General features: G+C 69.8%; 16 protein-coding genes and 1 pseudogene. 8 read left to right on the forward strand and 9 right to left on the reverse strand.

Annotation, left to right across the window (positions count from 1 at the left end):
- Positions 1–27 precede the first annotated feature (27 nt).
- The gene (locus D7V93_RS17680; RefSeq protein ID WP_208723052.1) at positions 28–501 is read right to left on the reverse strand and encodes a hypothetical protein; all 474 of its coding nucleotides are present in this window, start codon (positions 499–501) and stop codon (positions 28–30) included.
- Between the two features lie 158 nt (positions 502–659).
- On the opposite strand from D7V93_RS17680, the gene D7V93_RS17685 reads away from it, so the two are divergent.
- From D7V93_RS17685 to D7V93_RS17715, 7 genes are all read left to right on the forward strand, one after another.
- The gene (locus tag D7V93_RS17685; RefSeq protein WP_120644536.1) at positions 660–1,934 is read left to right on the forward strand and encodes an adenylate/guanylate cyclase domain-containing protein; all 1,275 of its coding nucleotides are present in this window, start codon (positions 660–662) and stop codon (positions 1,932–1,934) included.
- A 171-nt stretch (positions 1,935–2,105) separates the two neighbouring features.
- Positions 2,106–2,624: an NADH-quinone oxidoreductase subunit C gene (locus tag D7V93_RS17690; RefSeq protein ID WP_120609687.1), complete on the forward strand. Its 519-nt coding sequence runs from the start codon at positions 2,106–2,108 to the stop codon at positions 2,622–2,624.
- Between the two features lie 13 nt (positions 2,625–2,637).
- A complete protein-coding gene (gene nuoD, locus D7V93_RS17695) occupies positions 2,638–3,894 on the forward strand; it encodes an NADH dehydrogenase (quinone) subunit D (RefSeq protein ID WP_120644526.1) in 1,257 nt (418 codons plus the stop codon).
- Positions 3,891–5,771, forward strand: a complete 1,881-nt coding sequence (locus D7V93_RS17700) for an NADH-quinone oxidoreductase subunit G (RefSeq protein WP_120644527.1) — start codon at positions 3,891–3,893, stop codon at positions 5,769–5,771. Before nuoD ends, D7V93_RS17700 begins: the two co-directional genes overlap by 4 nt.
- 2 nt (positions 5,772–5,773) lie before the next feature.
- Entirely contained in the window at positions 5,774–7,195 is a 1,422-nt protein-coding gene (locus D7V93_RS17705) for a complex I subunit 1/NuoH family protein (protein WP_120644528.1), read from the forward strand.
- Between the two features lie 48 nt (positions 7,196–7,243).
- Positions 7,244–8,014, forward strand: coding sequence for a NuoI/complex I 23 kDa subunit family protein (locus D7V93_RS17710; protein ID WP_120644529.1), 771 nt, complete (start codon positions 7,244–7,246; stop codon positions 8,012–8,014).
- A 172-nt stretch (positions 8,015–8,186) separates the two neighbouring features.
- Complete coding sequence (locus D7V93_RS17715) at positions 8,187–8,549, forward strand: (2Fe-2S) ferredoxin domain-containing protein (RefSeq protein ID WP_120644530.1); 363 nt, start codon at positions 8,187–8,189, stop codon at positions 8,547–8,549.
- On the opposite strand, the gene D7V93_RS17720 is transcribed toward D7V93_RS17715, so the two are convergent.
- Positions 8,546–11,152 carry an adenylate/guanylate cyclase domain-containing protein gene (locus tag D7V93_RS17720; RefSeq protein ID WP_120644531.1) on the reverse strand — a complete coding sequence of 869 codons (2,607 nt, stop codon included), beginning with the start codon at positions 11,150–11,152 and terminating at the stop codon, positions 8,546–8,548. The two genes, D7V93_RS17715 and D7V93_RS17720, sit on opposite strands and share 4 nt — an antisense overlap.
- Positions 11,153–11,256: 104 nt before the next feature.
- Here D7V93_RS17720 and D7V93_RS17725 point away from each other — a divergent pair, with 104 nt between their 5' ends.
- On the forward strand, positions 11,257–12,123 hold the full coding sequence (locus D7V93_RS17725; protein WP_208723053.1) for a hypothetical protein: 867 nt from the start codon (positions 11,257–11,259) through the stop codon (positions 12,121–12,123).
- A gap of 6 nt (positions 12,124–12,129) precedes the next feature.
- On the opposite strand, the gene D7V93_RS17730 is transcribed toward D7V93_RS17725, so the two are convergent.
- The 7 genes and pseudogenes from D7V93_RS17730 to D7V93_RS17760 form a co-directional block, all read right to left on the reverse strand.
- On the reverse strand, positions 12,130–13,005 hold the full coding sequence (locus D7V93_RS17730) for a hypothetical protein (RefSeq protein WP_120644532.1): 876 nt from the start codon (positions 13,003–13,005) through the stop codon (positions 12,130–12,132).
- A 172-nt stretch (positions 13,006–13,177) separates the two neighbouring features.
- Positions 13,178–15,274 (reverse strand): putative metal-binding motif-containing protein, encoded by a 2,097-nt coding sequence (locus D7V93_RS17735; RefSeq protein WP_120644533.1) that lies wholly within the window; start codon positions 15,272–15,274, stop codon positions 13,178–13,180.
- 106 nt (positions 15,275–15,380) lie between these two features.
- The gene (locus D7V93_RS17740; protein WP_120644534.1) at positions 15,381–15,683 is read right to left on the reverse strand and encodes a YtxH domain-containing protein; all 303 of its coding nucleotides are present in this window, start codon (positions 15,681–15,683) and stop codon (positions 15,381–15,383) included.
- Positions 15,684–15,736: 53 nt separating this feature from the next.
- Entirely contained in the window at positions 15,737–16,120 is a 384-nt protein-coding gene (locus tag D7V93_RS17745; RefSeq protein ID WP_120644535.1) for a hypothetical protein, read from the reverse strand.
- Positions 16,121–16,157: 37 nt separating this feature from the next.
- On the reverse strand, positions 16,158–16,355 hold the full coding sequence (locus tag D7V93_RS17750; protein ID WP_120609663.1) for a hypothetical protein: 198 nt from the start codon (positions 16,353–16,355) through the stop codon (positions 16,158–16,160).
- A gap of 71 nt (positions 16,356–16,426) precedes the next feature.
- A complete protein-coding gene (locus D7V93_RS17755; RefSeq protein WP_120625024.1) occupies positions 16,427–16,642 on the reverse strand; it encodes a DUF3618 domain-containing protein in 216 nt (71 codons plus the stop codon).
- Positions 16,632–16,812, reverse strand: a pseudogene (locus D7V93_RS17760) (phage holin family protein); the annotation flags it as partial. The gene D7V93_RS17755 and the pseudogene D7V93_RS17760, both read right to left, overlap by 11 nt.

Raw genomic sequence — 16,812 nt, forward strand, 5'->3', positions numbered from 1 at the left:
GCGAGAAGAGGACGTCTTACGAGTTTCCTACGCGTTTCGTGGGCTCGGAAAGGTGTATAAGAGACAGTGCCACGGCTCGCCGTGATCCACGAGCCACGCCAGCACGGGCCTCAACAGGGGCAGGTCGTCGAAGAGCGCGGGCCTCGCCAGGGCCCGGTCCCAGGCCCAGAACACGAACAGCGCGCCCCAGTGCAGGACCGTCGCGCCCGCCGCCCGCCAGCCTCCCCGCCGCGTCCAGGCCAGCGCCAGCACCGCCCCGGCAAGCCCCAGCAGTCCTCCCGCCACGAGGTAGACGGCGGCCACGCGCAGGACGACGCCCGGCAACAGCGGACGCACCGCCGCCGCGAGCGCCGCGTACGGGCCGTCCAGCGGGATGTCCACGCCCACGACGCCGGCCTTGAGCAGCCAGGCCGTCTCCGCGACGAACAACACCAGCCCCAGCAGGGCACCCAGGGCCAGGCGCCCTGAAGCGGCGCGGAGCAAGGAGGCAACGGACCGCACGGACATGACCCCTGCGTCTACCCTGCCCGGGCCTTTCCTGGCCACGTTTGTGTTCCTCCGGGCTTTCCGGAACTGCAGGATGTGCGTATGGGGCATCCCCGTTGCAAGATGGCCCCGGATTGTTCCAGGTCGACGCCTTGTTCGGCCGGGGGGAACCCTTGTCTTCCAGCGCCAAGCCCAGTGACAGCCTCCAGCAGTCCGTGCGCCGTGCACTCGACGTGGAGCGTCAATCCAACGGTCGCCATCTGGCGTGGGTCCGCCTGGGCGCGGTGAGCGTCCTCTTCGCGATGACGGTCTACCTGGGGCGCGGGCGCGGACTGCACGACTGGGACGTCTACCTGGGGCCGTTCGCGCTGTACCTCGTCTGCACTTCGTTCGTGGCCGCAGCGGTGACGGCCTCCACGCGCATCGCCCGCTGGGCGTCACTGTCCGTCGCCTTCGTGGACGTGCCCGCGGTGTACGTGCTGCAGCACCTGGCGCTGCCGGTGTCCCCTTCGCCGGGCGGCGTGGCGGGTTTCACGCTGGGCATCTTCGCGGCGCTGGTGCTGCTGTCCGCGCTGAGCCTGCGCCGGTCCGTCACCCTGCTCGTCACCGCGTTCGCCATGGTCGCGGAGGTGCTGCTCCAGCGCGAGGCCGCCATCGGCGTCGGCGCCCAGGTGGCCGGCGCCGTGATGCTGGGCATGACGGCGGCGGGCGCGGCCCGGCTGCTCCAGCGCATCCGCCTGCTGTCCGCCGCCGTGACCCAGGAGGAGCTCCAGCGCGCGCGCCTGGGCCGCTACTTCTCCCCCGCCGTCGCCGAGCGCCTCCAGGACCGCGACACCCCCACTCCGGAGCTGCGCGAGGTGTCCGTGCTCTTCGCGGACGTGCGCGACTTCACCTCGCTGAGCGAACGGCTGCCGCCCGAGCAGGTGGTCACCATCCTCAACGAGTATTACGGGCGCATGGTGGAGGTGGTGTTCCGCCACGGAGGAACGCTCGACAAGTTCATCGGGGACGCACTCATGGTGTACTTCGGCGCGCCGCTGCCGGACGCGCACCACGCCCGGAGCGCCACCCGGTGCGCGCTGGAGATGGTGCGGGAGCTGGAGGCCGTCAACGCCGAGCGCGCCGCCCGGGGCGAGCAGGGCCTGCGCATGGGCGTCGGCGTGCACTCGGGCCCCGTCGTGCTGGGCAACATCGGTTCACCCTCCCGGCGCCTGGAGTACACCGCCATTGGCGACACGGTGAACCTGGCCAACCGCATCGAGCGGCTGACCAAGGGCTTCGGGGTGCCGGTGCTCGTCTCCCTGGCGACCCGCGAGCGGGCGGGTGACGCCTTCCGCTGGGCCCCCGCCCCCACCGCCATCGTCCCCGGCAAGAGCCAGCCCGTGGTGACCTTCATCCCCGTCGTCGACGAGGGCACCCCGGCCATGGGCCCCGGAGCGGCAGCCTGAGCCTGTGGCGCCTGCCTGTCACCCAGCAGGGGGTGGATCGCGACGCGGGCTACTGGGCCACCTAAGTGGCCTACATGGTTGAGGGTTTACGTTGACGCGTCCCGCGAACGGTCCTTATAAAGCCGCGGTTTCCTCTGTCGTTGATCGAGGCCCCCCTTGAGCATTTTCGCGTTGGACCGGGTCGCCGCCCAGTTTCCCGAGGCGGTCGCGGAGCGCTATGTCGACCGCGCTGGCGGAGCCTGGGCCGTCATCCATGCGGAGTGGCTGCCGAAGGTCGCCACGTTCCTGAAGATGGATCCGGAGCTGGACTTCAAGCTGTTCGGCTCGGCGGACGCCGTGGACCGGCTGCACCTGGCGGAGAACGATCCCCGCTTCGAGATCGTCTACTTCCTCTATTCGCTCAGCCGGAAGGAGCACGTGCGCCTGAAGGTGCGCGTCACGGAGACGCGTCCTGAGGTCCCCTCCCTCACGCCGCTGTACCGCGGCGCGAACTGGTGGGAGCGCCTGGCGTTCGACTTCTACGGCATCCGCTTCGTGGACCACCCGGACCTGCGCCGCATCCTGCTGTACGACGAGTTCCAGGGTCACCCCCTGCGCAAGGACTACGCGCTGCGAGACCGGCAGCCGCTGATCCCCGAGCGCCCCATCAAGGACATCTTCCGCGGCCCCGGCACCAGCGGCGTCGCCTGACGAGACCTCCCCCATGGCCGACAGCCACAAGCCCGAAGCGCAGAGCTACAACCCCGACACGGATGGGTTCGCCCACGAGGAGTCGGAGCTCGAAGCCCATCTCCAGTCGAAGCACATGGTCATCAACATGGGCCCCTCCCACCCGGCCACGCACGGCACCGTGCGGCTGAAGGTGGAGCTGGAGGGAGAGACGATCGTCAAGATCGATCCGGAGATCGGCTTCCTCCACCGCGGCTTCCAGAAGAGCTGCGAGAACGTCACCTGGACGCAGTGCCTGCCGTACACGGACCGGCTCAACTACCTGTCCGCGATGATGAACAACTTCGGGTTCCTCAACGCCGTGGAGAAGCTCATCGGCCTGGAGATCCCCGAGCGCGCCCAGTACATCCGCGTCATCGGCAGCGAGCTGCACCGGCTCACCGACCACCTGACGTGCGTGGGCGCCACCGGCCTGGAGATGGGCGGCTTCGCGCCGTTCCTCTACGGCATGGAGGCGCGCGAGCTCATCCAGGACCGCGTCACGGAGCTCACCGGCGCGCGCCTCACCACCAGCTTCGGCCGCGTGGGCGGCATCAACCGCGACCTGCCGGAAGGCTGGGCGGAGAAGGTCCACAAGACCCTCAACCGCACGGAGGAGCTGCTCCAGGAGATGGACGGGCTGCTCACGCGCAACCGCATCTTCGTGGACCGCACCAAGGGCACCGGCATCATCTCCGCCGCGGACGCCATCGACTACGGCTGGACGGGCCCCGCGCTGCGCGCGTGCGGCGTGGACCACGACCTGCGCAAGACGCACCCGTACTGGGTCTACGAGCGCTTCGACTTCGAAGTGGTGGTGGGCGAGCACGGCGACAACTACGACCGCTACCTCGTGCGCCTGGAGGAGATGCGCCAGTCCATCCGCATCCTGCGGCAGGCGCTGGACACCATCCCGGCCGGACCCATCATCGTGGACGACTGGCGCATCGCGCTGCCGCCCAAGCCGGAGGTGTACGGCACCATCGAAGGCGTGATGGCGCACTTCAAGCTGGTGATGGAGGGCATCCAGGTGCCCCCCGGTGAAGTCTACGACGCCACCGAGGCCTCCAACGGCGAGCTCGGCTGGTACCTGGTGAGCGACGGCCGCGGCCGTCCCTACAAGGTCCACGTCCGCGCCCCGGGCTTCCCGGTGCTGGCGGCGCTGCCGCACATCATCCAGGGCAAGATGCTGGCGGACCTCGTTCCCACCTTTGACACCATCAACATGATCGGCGGCGAGGTCGAGCAGTGAGCGACAACGACACGAAGAAGCCCACCGGTGACGCGCAGACGCCCCCCAAGGGCGCGCCCACCGACTCGCCCGCGGCCAAGGTCGGCTCGGAGCCGTCCAACCCGCCCGCCGGCGCGAAGATGGACAACCCGCCCGTGGCGGCCAGCGGCCCCACCGGCACACCTCCGCCGAAGCCGGCCGGTGGCCCCCCGCCCAAGCCACAGCCCAAGAACCCGGGCTTCGTGACAGCGGTGGTGGACGGCAAGGAAGTGGTCGTCAAGCCGGGGACGAACATGATCGAGGCGGCCAAGTCGGTCGGCTCGGAGATCCCCTACTACTGCTACCACCCGCGCCTCTCCATCGCGGCCAACTGCCGCATCTGCCTGATTGAAGCGTCCAACGCGCCCAAGCTCGTCCCCGCGTGCCAGACGCCCATGGCCGAGGGTCAGGTCATCAAGACCACGACCCCCAAGGTCAAGGAGCAGCAGCGCTCGGTGATGGAGTTCCTGCTGCTGAACCACCCGGTCGACTGCTCCATCTGCGACCAAGCCGGTGAGTGCAAGCTGCAGGACTACTACATGAAGTACGACTACAAGCCCTCGCGCCTGGAGGGCACCAAGGCCCTCAAGACCAAGCGCAAGGTGCTGGGCCCCAACGTCGTGCTGGATCAGGAGCGCTGCATCATCTGCACGCGCTGCGTCCGCTTCATGAACGAGATCCCGAAGGAGCCGCAGCTGGGCGTCTTCGGTCGTGGCAGCCACGAGCGCATCGACGTGTTCCCGGGCAACGAGCTGGACAGCAACTACTCGCTCAACACCGTGGACGTGTGCCCGGTGGGCGCGCTGCTCAGCCGCGACTTCCGCTTCAAGGCGCGCGCCTGGTTCCTGTCCGCCACGCCGTCCGTCTGCACGGGCTGCTCGCGCGGCTGCAGCATCTCCGCGGACTGGATGTCCCAGGACACCTACCGCTACCGCCCGCGTGAGAACGAGGCCATCAACAAGAGCTGGATGTGCGACCAGGGCCGCCTGTCGTACAAGGACCTGAACGTGGGCCGCGTGCTCGCCGCCCAGGTGGGCCGCCGCACGGGGACGCGCGACACGGTGCAGCCGGCGCTCACGCGCAGGGACGCCGTCGTCGCCGCGGCCAAGGCGCTCAAGCCGCTCGTGGGCTCCTCGCAGCTCGCGGTGCTGGCCTCGCCGCTCGCCTCCAACGAGGACCTGCTCGCGGGCCTGACGTTCGCGAAGGCGACGCTCGGCGCGACGGCGGTGTTCGTGGGCGGCCGGCCGCAGGGCAAGGCCGACCACTACCTGATGACGGCGGACAAGAACCCCAACCGCCAGGGCCTCGCGCTCGTCGCGAAGGGCCTGGGGCTGACCGTGAAGCCCTTCGAGGAGCTCACGGCCGCCATCAACGCCGGCAAGGTGAAGGCGCTGTACGCGGTGGGCACCGAGGTGCCGGTGGACGCGGCCGCCTTCGCCGAGGTCGCGGCGAAGCTGGAGGTGTTCGTCGCCCAGGCGCAGAACGACTCCCCCGTGACGGCGCAGGCGACGGTGCTGCTGCCGGCGAGCGCGCACATCGAGGACGAGGGCACGTTCACCCAGCAGGACGGCATCACCCAGCGCTTCCGCAAGGCGTATCCCTCCAAGGGGGACGCGGTGCCGCACTGGAAGTGGGCCACGGAGCTGACGCGCGAGCTGGGCGGCGAGGCCGCGCACACGTCCGCGCGCGAGGTGTGGCGGGCGCTCTCGGGGAAGGTGTCCGAGTTCGCCGAGTTCAACTGGGACAAGGCGTCTCCGCCGGACCGGGAGAAGCCGGGCATCAATCCGCTGCCGTCGGGGGCCGACGGCCGTCCGCCGGGCTACCGTGAATTCGGCGCGCCGCGCGTGAGGGGCATCTGACCATGAGCCGCATCCTGACCATGTTGTTCGCCATGGCCTTCTGCATCTTCGCCCTCGCGGGCGGAGTGGCCACGGCGTACCTGGTGGGCTACCTGGCGGAGGAATACCTGTTCGAGGGCGCCAGCCGCCTGACGAACATCCTCTTCCTGATGCTCACGTTCGTGATGATCATCGCCACGCTCCTCACGCTCGCCGAGCGCAAGTGGAGCGCGTTCATGCAGGACCGCGTGGGCCCCAACCGCGCGCGCCTGGCCATCCCTGGCCTGGGCAACCGCTCCCTGGGCGGCATCCCGCACATCATCACCGACGTGCTGAAGATGCTGACCAAGGAGGACTTCGTCCCCGGCACGGCGAACAAGTTCCTGTTCAACCTGGGCCCCATCCTCGCGTTCGCGCCGGTGTTCGCGCTGTTCGCGGTCGTGCCCGCGGGCCCGTCCGTGATGGTGTTCGGCCGGCACATCGACATGGTGGTGGCCACGCCGGACTTCGGCATGCTGTACGTGCTCGCCATCGCGTCGCTCGCCGTCTACGGCACGTCGCTGGCCGGCTGGTCCTCCAACAACAAGTTCGCCCTGCTGGGCGGCGTGCGCGCCTCCGCGCAGATGATCTCCTACGAAGTCGCGCTGGGCCTGTCGCTGGTGGGCCTGTTCCTGGCGTTCTCCTCCGTGCAGCTGCCCGCGCTGGTGGGTGACGTGGGCAACGCGCTCGTCTCCGGCACCGGCCAGGCGCGCTACCTGTGGCGCTCCGACGGCGCGTTCGACCTGGGCCTGCCCGCGTGGGGCATCTTCATCCAGCCCCTGGGCTTCATCGCCTTCTTCGTGGCGTCCTTCGCGGAGACCAAGCGCGCGCCGTTCGACGCGCCCGAAGGCGAGTCGGAGATCATCGGCTACTTCGTGGAGTACTCCGGCATGAAGTTCGGCATGTTCATGATCTCCGAGTTCATGGAGGTCGTGGTGCTGGCCGGCGTGACGGCGGCGCTCTTCTTCGGCGGCCACCACCTGCCCTTCGGCGGCGAGTGGCTGGCGTCCCAGCCCCTGATGCAGGAGCACGGCTGGCTGTACGGCACCATCCTGGGCACGGTGTACTGGATCAAGGTCGTCCTGCTCATCTGGGTGCAGCTGGTGATCCGCTGGACGTTCCCGCGCTTCCGGTACGACCAGATCCAGAACCTGGGCTGGAAGATCCTCCTGCCCGCAGGCCTCGCGAACGTGTTCGTCAGCGGCGCGCTCGTGCTGTGGGATCCGTCCTTGCGCGCGCTGGCCGTGGTGGGCCTGCTGGAGATCGGCTTCGTCGTGGCCCTGACGATGACCAAGGGTGCCAAGGCGGGCGCGGCGCACGACACCGCGCATGGCCATGGACACGACGCGCACGGCCTGCCCGCGCACGCGGACCCCCACTCCCATTCCCCGGCGGGCGCGCACTAACAGCGCCCGTCCGGCACAAGCCCTTCGCCGGAAGCGAGACAAGACACCATGGCGTTCAATGCTTCCCAGGATCCGCGCACGGACATCCGCGAGCGGATGTACATCCCCGAGCTGTTGCGCGGGCTGGCCATCACCACGCGGCACTTCTTCCGCAACATGTTCGGCACGCGCGACACGAACCCCCAGGTTCAGGACCGCACGGGCATGAACCTGATGACGACGGTGGAGTACCCGGAAGAGAAGCCCATCTACCCGGAGGGCTACCGCGGCCTGCACCGGCTGGTCCCGCGCGACGACGGCAAGCCACGCTGCGTGGCCTGCTACATGTGCGCGACCATCTGCCCGGCGCAGTGCATCTACATCGAGGCGGGTGAGTACGAGACGGCGGACCCGGACTCGGAGTCGGCGGTCATCGAGAAGTACCCCACCCAGTTCGTCATCGACGAGCTGCGCTGCATCGTGTGTGGCCTGTGCGTGGAGGCGTGCCCCAAGGACGCCATCCGCATGGACACGTACATGCACACGCCCTCCGAGTTCACCCGGCAGAACTTCGTCTACGACATCCCCAAGCTGCTGAAGGGGCCGCCCGTCTCGCACCCGTCGGATCCGTGGAACAAGCGCGACAGCTCTTCGGAGCCGCACCACGTCCACAAGGAGGCGCACACGCGCATCGGCGAGGGCCTGGTGGAGCTCAAGACGCCGCACGCGCTGGGCGCGGGGCACGGCGGTGGCCATGGCCACGCCAAGGCCGCGGTCGCCGGTGGGCAGACGGTGGTGACGCAGCAGGGCCCCATCCAGGTGACGAAGTTCCTCAAGTAGCTTCTTCGCCGCACGCCTCCGGGGCGGGTCGTCCACCGCCCCTCTTCACGCCTCCCGGCCCGCCTCCTTCCCTCGAGTACGGAAGGGCGGGCCGACGCCGTTTCTGGGGTCATCTGGTGACGCTGCAGCTCTTCAATGCACCTGGCGGCAAGCAGGCACGGCAGGCACGGCGATGAAGCGCTACCGGCTGTCCGTGTGCAAGGGGTCGAGCTGCCGCGAGAGCGGCTCGGACGCGGTGCACGTGGCGGCGCGCGAGGAGCTGGCGGCGCGGGGGCTCCAGTCGCGCTGTGAGCTGTACCGGGGCGGCTGCTACGGCTTCTGCCACATGGGGCCCAACGTGGTGGTGCGCGAGGACACGGGCCGCAAGCGCGACCTGCTGTCCCCGGAGGACTACCAGCTCATGGGGTGGCCGGGAGAGGTGTACTACTCCGGCATGACGGCGGAGAAGATGCGCCGCGTGGTGGCCGAGCACATCCAGGACGACGCGCCGGTGCGCGAGCTGTTCGGACAGCCCGACTCCGCCGACGACGACTAGCCCCGGTCGGAGCTGCGGCGGCGCCAGCGGATGACGCCATCCCAGTCCTCGGGGGGCGGATTCTGGATGTGGCCCTGGCAGCGCTGGACGTAGACGCGGGCCACGGAGTCGCCGTGCTCCACGCCGCAGCGGCGGAACAGCTCCTGGGCCACGATGAAGTCGCGCGCGTAGTAGGCGGTGAGGGCCTTCTCGTAGAGGGCCATGCCCGCCTGCTTCTCCCCGGAGAACTCGCCCCGGCGGCCCAGCAGCTCGTGGATGCGCACGGGGTTGGGCTGATCTCTCACGAGGACGCGGTCCACCTCGCGGAAGACGTAGGCGTCGCTGGCGAGCTGCGCGGTGGCCTCGCCCACGAGCACCTGGGTGCCGTACTGCTTGTTGGCGGCCTCCAGCCGGCCGGCCATGCCCACCGCGTCCCCCATGACGGTGTAGTGCGACTTCAGCTCGCTGCCCATGTCGCCCACCAGCAGGTCGCCCGTGTCGATGCCGGCGCGCACCGACAGCCGGTGGCCGAACTGCTTCTCCCAGAGGGGCTGCTTCTGCGCGAGCACCGCCTGGAGCTTCAGCGCGGCCTCGCAGGCCAGGTGCGCGTGGCGGTCCGTGCGCACGGGCGCGCCCCAGAAGGCCAGCACCGAGTCACCGATGTACGTGTCCACCTGCCCCGCCGTGGCGCGCACCACGGCGGTCATCTCCGTGAGGAAGGTGTTGAGCAGGGGCACGAGCTGTTCGGGGGGCAGCGTCTCCGCCAGGCGGGTGAAGCCCTCGATGTCGCAGAGGTACACCGACATCTTCCGGCGCTCCGGGCGCATCAGGCTCACGTCGCGCGCGACGAGCCGCGCCACCTCCGGGCTCACGTAGCGGCCCAGCGCGCTGTGCACGAAGTCGCGCACGTCCTGTTCGGTGCGGAAGGCGTAGAGGGTGGTGAAGAGGAACGCGAGCCCCATGGACCACAGGGGGCCGGCCACGGCGACCCACTGGCGCTCGTTGACGAAGAACCAGCCGGCGGCGGCGACGTAGCCCGCGCCCGCGGCCAGCACCACGCCGACGAAGAGGACGGCCCCGCTCACCGAGCGCAGCAGCCAGCTGAACGACAGCGCCAGGAACGCGCCGATGAAGGCGAGGCCCATGGTGGCCAGCATGTCCACGCGGGGCGCCACGCGGGTGATGCCGTCCGAGGCAATGATGTTGGCGAGCGCCTGGCCCAGGATGGCGCCGTTGGCGATGCCGGGGCCAATGGGCGTCACCCGCCGCTCCGGCGCGTAGCTGCTGGTGTTGGTGAGGATGACGGCCCGGCCGTCCAGGTCGTGGTCGAACCGGGCGGGGCGCTCCGACTGCGTGTCGAAGAGGTTGAGCAGCACGTTCCACGCGCGGATGGAGCGGGCCAGCGGGCCTCGCGCGCCCCGGGTGGCGGACGGGGCCTCCCAGCGCAGCAGGCTGTAGCCGGACGCGTCCATGGGCACGGAGTACTTGTCCCCGATGTGGAGGCGCCCGTCGGCGTACCGCAGCTTCTGCGTGCCCGCGAGGCGCATGGCGGCCGCGAGCGGCAGGGAGGGCAGCACGTGGCGCTCGCCCCCGTGCGGGCTGTACGCGACGAGGTGGGGCACGCCGCGCACCACGCCGTCCGGGTCCGCGGGCAGCGTGGTGGCGCCGTAGCCGCTGGAGGTGCCCAAGAGCGGCGTCACCGGGTGCTGGAGCTGGCGCACCTCCAGGAGCTTCTCCGGATCCAGGCCCGTCACCTGCACGGAGGCCAGGGAGAGGAACAGGTCCACCGGCGCCACGCGGAAGGCGTCGTCCGCGGCGCGGCGCTCCTGGATGGACGCGGAGAGGGTGCCCAGTTGCTCGCCCAGGCTGCGACCCTCGCCCTCGTCGGCGACGCCGGCCCAGACCTCCAGGCCCTTGCCGGCGGGGATGAGGAAGGCGGGGCGCTGGAGGGCGAGCACGGACTGGGCGCGAACGCGGGCCTCGCTGGGGCCGGGGTAGCTGCCCAGGCGGACGCGGTAGGGCCACAGGCGGCCAGTAGGCGGCAGCGTGCGGGTGCCCTCGGCGCCCCAGCGGAAGGCGAGCACGGACTGGCCGGGGTCCTGGTCCAGGAGGGCGCGCAGCGCGTCGTCGTCCTGGGACAGGGCGCCGCGGCCGGTGCGGGCGGGGGTGACGCAGGCGCGCGGGCTGAGCTCCGGGTAGGCGAAGTCCAGCATCACCACGGAAGCGCCCTCCTCCACCAGCCGGTGGACCATGGCGCCCATGACCTGGCGCGGCCACGGGTACGCGGCGATGTCGGCGCGAGGACCCTGCTGGGCCTCGGCGAGGGTGTCGTCGTCGATGGAGACGAGCACGACGCGGTCGGAGCGCTCGGAGCGCTCGCCGAGTTGGCGGATGCGCCAGTCGTAGAAGACGCGCTCGCCGCCGTCGAGCCAGCGCGACAGCACGTCCACGAAGCCCGAGGGCGACAGCGTGGGGCCGGGCGTGTCGTCCGGACGCACGGGGCGTGAGACGCGCTGGGACACGAGCAGCCCCAGCAGGCAACCGAACAGGGCCGCCTGCAAAAGCGAGAAGCCGAGGCGCTGGAGGAAGCGACGGCCGGCGGAGTGGATGCGGAGACGTTGCACGGGCGGCTCGCAGGATACCGCTTCGGGGCCGAGCGCCTACGGGGGACACGCGCGGTATGGTTGGCTGCCCCACCGCTTCCCCTTTGAAAGAGCCAGAGCCGCCCATGAAACGCCTGTTGCTGTCCGCTGTCGCCGCCGTGTCCCTGCTGTCGCCCCTGGCCTGTGATCTGGAGAAGACGGGCAACCAGCTCGCCGCGGACCACGTGATGGTGGGCACGCTCTTGGCCACGCCGCAGGTGGACGTGTCGACCTCCGCGCTCGCGGGCTACGACGCGGGGACGTATGGCGGGCCGGACGGCGGGGACGTGGTGTCCTTCCCCGGGGAGACGGCGGCGTTCCTCTTCTTCGGGACGAAGTCGGGGGAGAACGCGCAGCCGGAGGGCCTGAGCGGCGCCACCGTGACGCTCCAGGCGGGGTCCGCGGCGGCGGTGCCCCTCAACGCCCAGGGTGGTGGCAGCTACGGCGTGACGAGCAGCTCGACGGATGCGCTGACGTACGCGTCCGGGGCGACGTATTCGTTCATCGCGACGCAGGGAGGGACGCGGTACGAGGCGCAGGTGAAGGACTCCCCGACGAAGGAGGCCATCACCGCGTTCCATCCCGCCGAGGGCTTCGTGCGAATCGCGGCGAACACGGCGTTCAGCTTCGACCGCCCGGCGCCGCCCGCGAACCAGGACCGCACGCTGGGCTTCGTGACGGTGGTGCCGGTGGGCTCGGATGGGCAGAAGGGTCAGGCCACGTATTCGAACGCGCCGACGACGCCGGTGGAGTTCCTCCAGCTCGCGGCGGTGCCGGCGACCTACCGGGAGGCGCGCGTCACCATTCCCGCCACCGCGTTCCCGAACCCGAAGCAGACATACCTGGTCATCTTCCAGGCCGTGCGCATGGGCGGCGCGGAGTCCGACAACCTCTTCCTGGGCAGCGTCGTGCTGGCGGGCACGTCCGAAGTGGGCATCTTCCGGACGAACTGAGGCGGGCTACCCCGTCTCGATGTCGAGCCCGAGGCGCCCCTCCAGCTTGAGGCGCAGCAGGTGGCCGGCGAAGCGCTCCGCCTCCTCGCGGGTGAGGATGCTGCGGAAGTCCGGGCCGTCCGCGATCTCGACCTCCATCACGGCGCCGCGCTGGAGGAGGCGGAAGAAGTCCTCCCCTCCTCCCGGGCGAGGCACGCGCAGGGGCACGAAGCCCTTGAGTGGCAGGACGTCCACGCTGGCGTCGATGACGCGCAGGAGCCCCTGCGCGTCCGGGCGCACGGCGTCGGCGGGGATGGACTCCTCCGGGTAGAGCGGCGCGGGTGCGAGCGCTATGTCCTCGGTGGAGTCGTCGAAGAGGAAGCCGTAGCGGGACGGCACGCGCTGCGTGAGCAGGTAGCAGAGCAGGACGGCTTCATCCGGGCCCACGCGGGCGACGTGGAGGATGGAGCGCTCCGCTCCCACGCGGCGCAGCAGCAGCGTGAGGTGGGGCTGGCTGCTCGCGAGGTAGCGGCGGACGCGGTCCAGGAGCGTGGTGCGCACTTCCGTGAAGGCCGCTTGATAACGGGCTTCGCTCTCCGCTTCGCGCTGGGAGACCGCGTCGCGGGCCCTGGCGAGCTTCGCTTCCGCGTCGCGGAGGAAGTCGCTGGCGGCGCCCTGTGGTTGGAGGCCCGGGGTGGTGTTGCTCCCGGTGTCCAGGCCGGCCGCGCGCACCGCCCCCAGGAGGAAGGCGCCCTGCTGCGCGAGGCGCGCCTGTTCCTCACGGAACTGGATGAGCGAAGCCGCGTGGTCGCGCTTCAGCTCCGCCCAGGCGTCGTAGGTGGACTCCAGTGTTTCCAGCGCGCGGAGCTGGCCCAGGGCCGCGTCCGGGCCGCCGGGCGACATCAGCGCCTCCCCCAGTGCGCTTGCCTCACGCGGGGACAGGGACGTGGTTTCCGCGACTGCGGGCACGTCCCTCGGGGTGTCGTGACGCAAGGGTCCGGGCTTCACTCCGGGCCCGGAGGGTCGTCGCTTCTTGCCCTCGCTCACGTCAGGCACTCCTGGGGCAGGTCCCTGCTCACTCTGGCCACATGGGGTAGTGGTAGATGAGCCCCACCCCTCCTGCGAGCCAGATGTCGTCGGGACTGCTGCCTTCAATATCGTAGATGAGTCCGACGAAGTTCGACGTGGTCCATCCGAGACCGTTGTATCGATACATCTTGGCCCTGTCGCTGAGCACATAGACGGAGTTCTTCCCGAAGGCGAGTACGTCCGTCAGGTTCTCGCTTGTCGGCAACGACCGCCGGCTCCACCGCACGCCATCCCATACGAGGAACTCCCCCTCGACGCCCACGGCGTAGGCCAACCGGGAGTTGACGACCCGGACCCCGTTCAAGGGCTTCGACGCGGGGACGGTGGGGTCGGAGTTCCAGGCCTTTGATGCAGGGGAGTAGCGGAAGATGGTTCCTGCGTCCCTTCCGCCCACCGCGAACATCGTGTCTGGCGACTCACCATGCACGCCCCGCAGGGGCCCTCCCCCTATCTCGGGGGCAGCGATCCACGGGGGGGTGCCACCATCCCAGAGGAAGGTACCTCCTACCGAAGCATCCGGAGCGTTCGTCTCAGCCGTCACGCCATGAAGCTCCGCGTTCGTGCCCATGGGAAATCCATGGATGTCATTGGCGTAGTAGGCCCCCCCCACCAGGGAGACCCGGGGATGGCAGGTGGTGCTTTGGGCGTTCTGCCTGATCACCTGCGCGTTGTTGCTGATCAGGTAGGCCACGCCTGTCTGGGGATGTGCCCAGACGCTCAAGAGGCCGACGCTCCCCGTGGTGGAGCAGTCACCGGGCACCGTGGCGAAGGTGTCGCTCCCTGGCACCATCACCGCTCGCGACGAGGCCGTTCCCACGACCCATACGCCACCATCGCGATACTGGGATACGCCCAGCCATTGGGTGCCCGCATCCCCCACGGACTGCGCGATGAACCGGGGTTGCCCGGCCAGGCAGACCCCCTCATCCACGGTCCCATCGCAGTCGTTGTCCTGCTGATCGCACCGCTCGCGCGCCTCCGCATGGATGAAGGGATTGCCGTCATCACAATCCGCGCTTCGGGCCACGAAGCCCGCATCAGGCGGGGCACAGGCCACGACGCCCGCATCGTTCTGCCCGTAGGTGTCGCTGTCGTCGTCCGGATACCAGGTGGGAAACGTACTCGGAAGCTGACAGATGCTCCCGGTCCCTGGCGCATCACAGGCACGGAGCCCGTAACAACCGCTGCCATTCTCGACACAGGTTGCCCCGACGAAGAAGCCCTCGTCCCTCTCCCCATTGCAGTTGTCGTCCATGCCGTTGCAACGCTCGGTGGCGGAAGGATAGACGCCCGCATTCAGGTCATCGCAGTCATCATGGGGCGCCGTCGTCGGGAGCCGGTTCGGAGGCAGGGTGTCCGCACACACCGTCTGTGCGCCCCGGCTCACATCCCCGTGCCCATCTCCGTCCTCGTCCGCCCAGCCATACTGCGCCGCGGACACCTGGCAGACCGCCAGACCATCCTGCTGGCATGCGCGCACGCCACCGCAGCCCTCAGCGCTCGTGCAGGCCTCCCCCACGCCAAAGCCTTCGTCGATGGCCTGGTCGCAGTTGTCGTCCTTCGCGTTGCACCGCTCCGCCGCCCCCGGGTTCACGTCCGCCCGCTGGTCGTCACAGTCGGTGCCTCCGGACTGCACGCTCGGATAGCCGTCCTGGTCCGAGTCCGTGGCAGACACCACGAAGGGCACTTCCACCGTCTTCCCCTCCTTCAGGGTGACGCGCTCGCTCTGGGACACCACGGGGCTGTCTTCACACGTCCGATCAAAGGCCACCACGGACACCGCCACCTCCAGCCCCCAGCTCTTGGGTGGAGAGAAGCCTTGCGTCACGATCGCCGCGCCGCCGGGCGTTGCCGGAACCGAAAGGGACAGCGCGGCCTTGCTGGCCGCATCTTCCACCACGAAGCGCAGACAGCCGGGCTCGAAGCCCTTCGCCTCCACCCGGACGCGCAGCATCCCGCACGCATCGTCCCCCCTCGCGCAGAACCCCCGCTCCCGCCAGAGGTCCTCCAGCGACGGCACGGTGCAGCGCACCAGGGACAACGTCAGCAAGGCCAACCACGTCACGGTACGAAAGCGGGACATGCCGCGAATCCTAGGTCATTTCCTGTCACTCCCATCACGGCAAACACGAAGGCCCCTCCCCGCTGGCGGCGGGAAGAGGCCCGTGGACTTCAACGCCGACCTGGAATCAGGTCGTGCGCGAACCCGGCGGCACCGTGGACGCGGACTGCGCCTCCGTGCCGCGCGCGCTGTTGATGGCGCTCGCGAGCTTGTCCTGGCCACCCTGCAGCTTCGTGCGCAGGTCACCGCGCAGCTGCTGTCCCGGCTTGTCCGCCAGGAGCAGGCCCACGCCCACGCCCACCAGCAGGCCGGCGGCGAAGATGCCCAGCGCGGGCAGCGTCGTCTCCGCCGTGGTGCGCCGCGTCTCCAGGCCCACCAGGTCCAACAGGTCGTCACGGTCCAGCTTCTTCAGATCCTTCAGGCTCAGCATGTCCGACTCCGGGGGTTTGCTTCAGTGGGAAAGCCGTGTGGCGCTTGGAATGACTAGACGCTGCCGGACGGCGGCGTGCCGCGGCCGCTCTGGTAGCCCTGGAAGGCCGACTCGGCCATGCCCAGCAGCTCGTCCTTCACGAAGGGCAGCGCGGCCAGCCGCACGCCCAGCTTCAGGATGCGCGCCGTCAGCGGCGTGAAGAGGCCACCGCCCAGCACGTAGCCGACGCCCGCGGCGATGGCCAGGGTGCCATAGGGGTTGCGCTCGACACGGCCCTTCAGGTCCAGGCTCTGGCCCAGGTCCGCCACCGCGCTGCGCGCGTTGTCGATGAACTGCTGCGCGTCCGAACCCAGCTGATCCACGCGCTGACCGAAGCCCGCGTCCTCGCCGTGTTCCGCCGAGCCGTTGCTGCCCGTCGTGCCCGAATACGTCGTCATGGTCGTGCTCCCTTCCTGAACCGTCCCCGAAGGGCGGTTAGCGCGAGGCGATCCGGCCCACGAGGAAACCCACCGCGATGGCGCCCAGCAGGCACGTGCCGGGGTTCGCCCGGATGAAGCCCACCACCTGACGGTTCAGGTCCACCAGGTTCTGCCGCGCCTCGTCCACCTGCGGCAACACCTGATCCTGAAGCTGCCGCGCCCGGTCTGCCATCTGCTGCGGATTGATTTCCATGAAGGCCCTCTGCTGTGCGTTGGTTCTCGATGCTTCCAGAATCTGTTCATCCGGCCCCGCGGGCGCTCAACTCAGCGTGAGCGCCGCGAGCCCACCACGTACCCCACGAGGAAGGCGGTCCCCACGCAGGCGTAGGGATGACGCCGCACCCACTGGCGCCAGTCGGTGGCCACCGCCACCTCCTCGCGCAGCGCGCTCACCGATGTGGCCAGGTCGGCCCGGGTGCGCTCGATTTCCTCGCGAAGCGCCGCGCTGCTGCGCGGAAGCTGTCCATTGCTAGCGGCCATGCTGCGGCTCCTTGAAGACCTTTCCCGTGTCGTCCTTCAGCGTATTCACCCCGGGCACCGCCACGGGGGGGCGCGCCGTGGTGAGCGCCGCCATGCTGCGCGACAGCTCACTCGCCGTGTCATCCATCATCTGCCGTGACTTCATCCGCTTCACCGCGCGCAAGATGCCC

It is taken from the genome of Corallococcus llansteffanensis (assembly GCF_003612055.1).
Lineage (GTDB): Bacteria > Myxococcota > Myxococcia > Myxococcales > Myxococcaceae > Corallococcus > Corallococcus llansteffanensis.

Bases quoted from the DNA above. Each gene is read 5' to 3' on its own strand.
- nuoD (WP_120644526.1), top strand. From the start codon at position 2,638: ATGGCCGACAGCCACAAGCCCGAAGCGCAGAGCTACAACCCCGACACG.
- D7V93_RS17705 (WP_120644528.1), top strand. From the start codon at position 5,774: ATGAGCCGCATCCTGACCATGTTGTTCGCCATGGCCTTCTGCATCTTC.
- D7V93_RS17710 (WP_120644529.1), top strand. From the start codon at position 7,244: ATGGCGTTCAATGCTTCCCAGGATCCGCGCACGGACATCCGCGAGCGG.
- D7V93_RS17715 (WP_120644530.1), top strand. From the start codon at position 8,187: ATGAAGCGCTACCGGCTGTCCGTGTGCAAGGGGTCGAGCTGCCGCGAG.
- D7V93_RS17725 (WP_208723053.1), top strand. From the start codon at position 11,257: ATGAAACGCCTGTTGCTGTCCGCTGTCGCCGCCGTGTCCCTGCTGTCG.
- D7V93_RS17730 (WP_120644532.1), bottom strand. From the start codon at position 13,005: ATGTCGCCCGGCGGCCCGGACGCGGCCCTGGGCCAGCTCCGCGCGCTG.
- D7V93_RS17735 (WP_120644533.1), bottom strand. From the start codon at position 15,274: ATGTCCCGCTTTCGTACCGTGACGTGGTTGGCCTTGCTGACGTTGTCC.
- D7V93_RS17740 (WP_120644534.1), bottom strand. From the start codon at position 15,683: ATGCTGAGCCTGAAGGATCTGAAGAAGCTGGACCGTGACGACCTGTTG.
- D7V93_RS17745 (WP_120644535.1), bottom strand. From the start codon at position 16,120: ATGACGACGTATTCGGGCACGACGGGCAGCAACGGCTCGGCGGAACAC.
- D7V93_RS17750 (WP_120609663.1), bottom strand. From the start codon at position 16,355: ATGGAAATCAATCCGCAGCAGATGGCAGACCGGGCGCGGCAGCTTCAG.
- D7V93_RS17755 (WP_120625024.1), bottom strand. From the start codon at position 16,642: ATGGCCGCTAGCAATGGACAGCTTCCGCGCAGCAGCGCGGCGCTTCGC.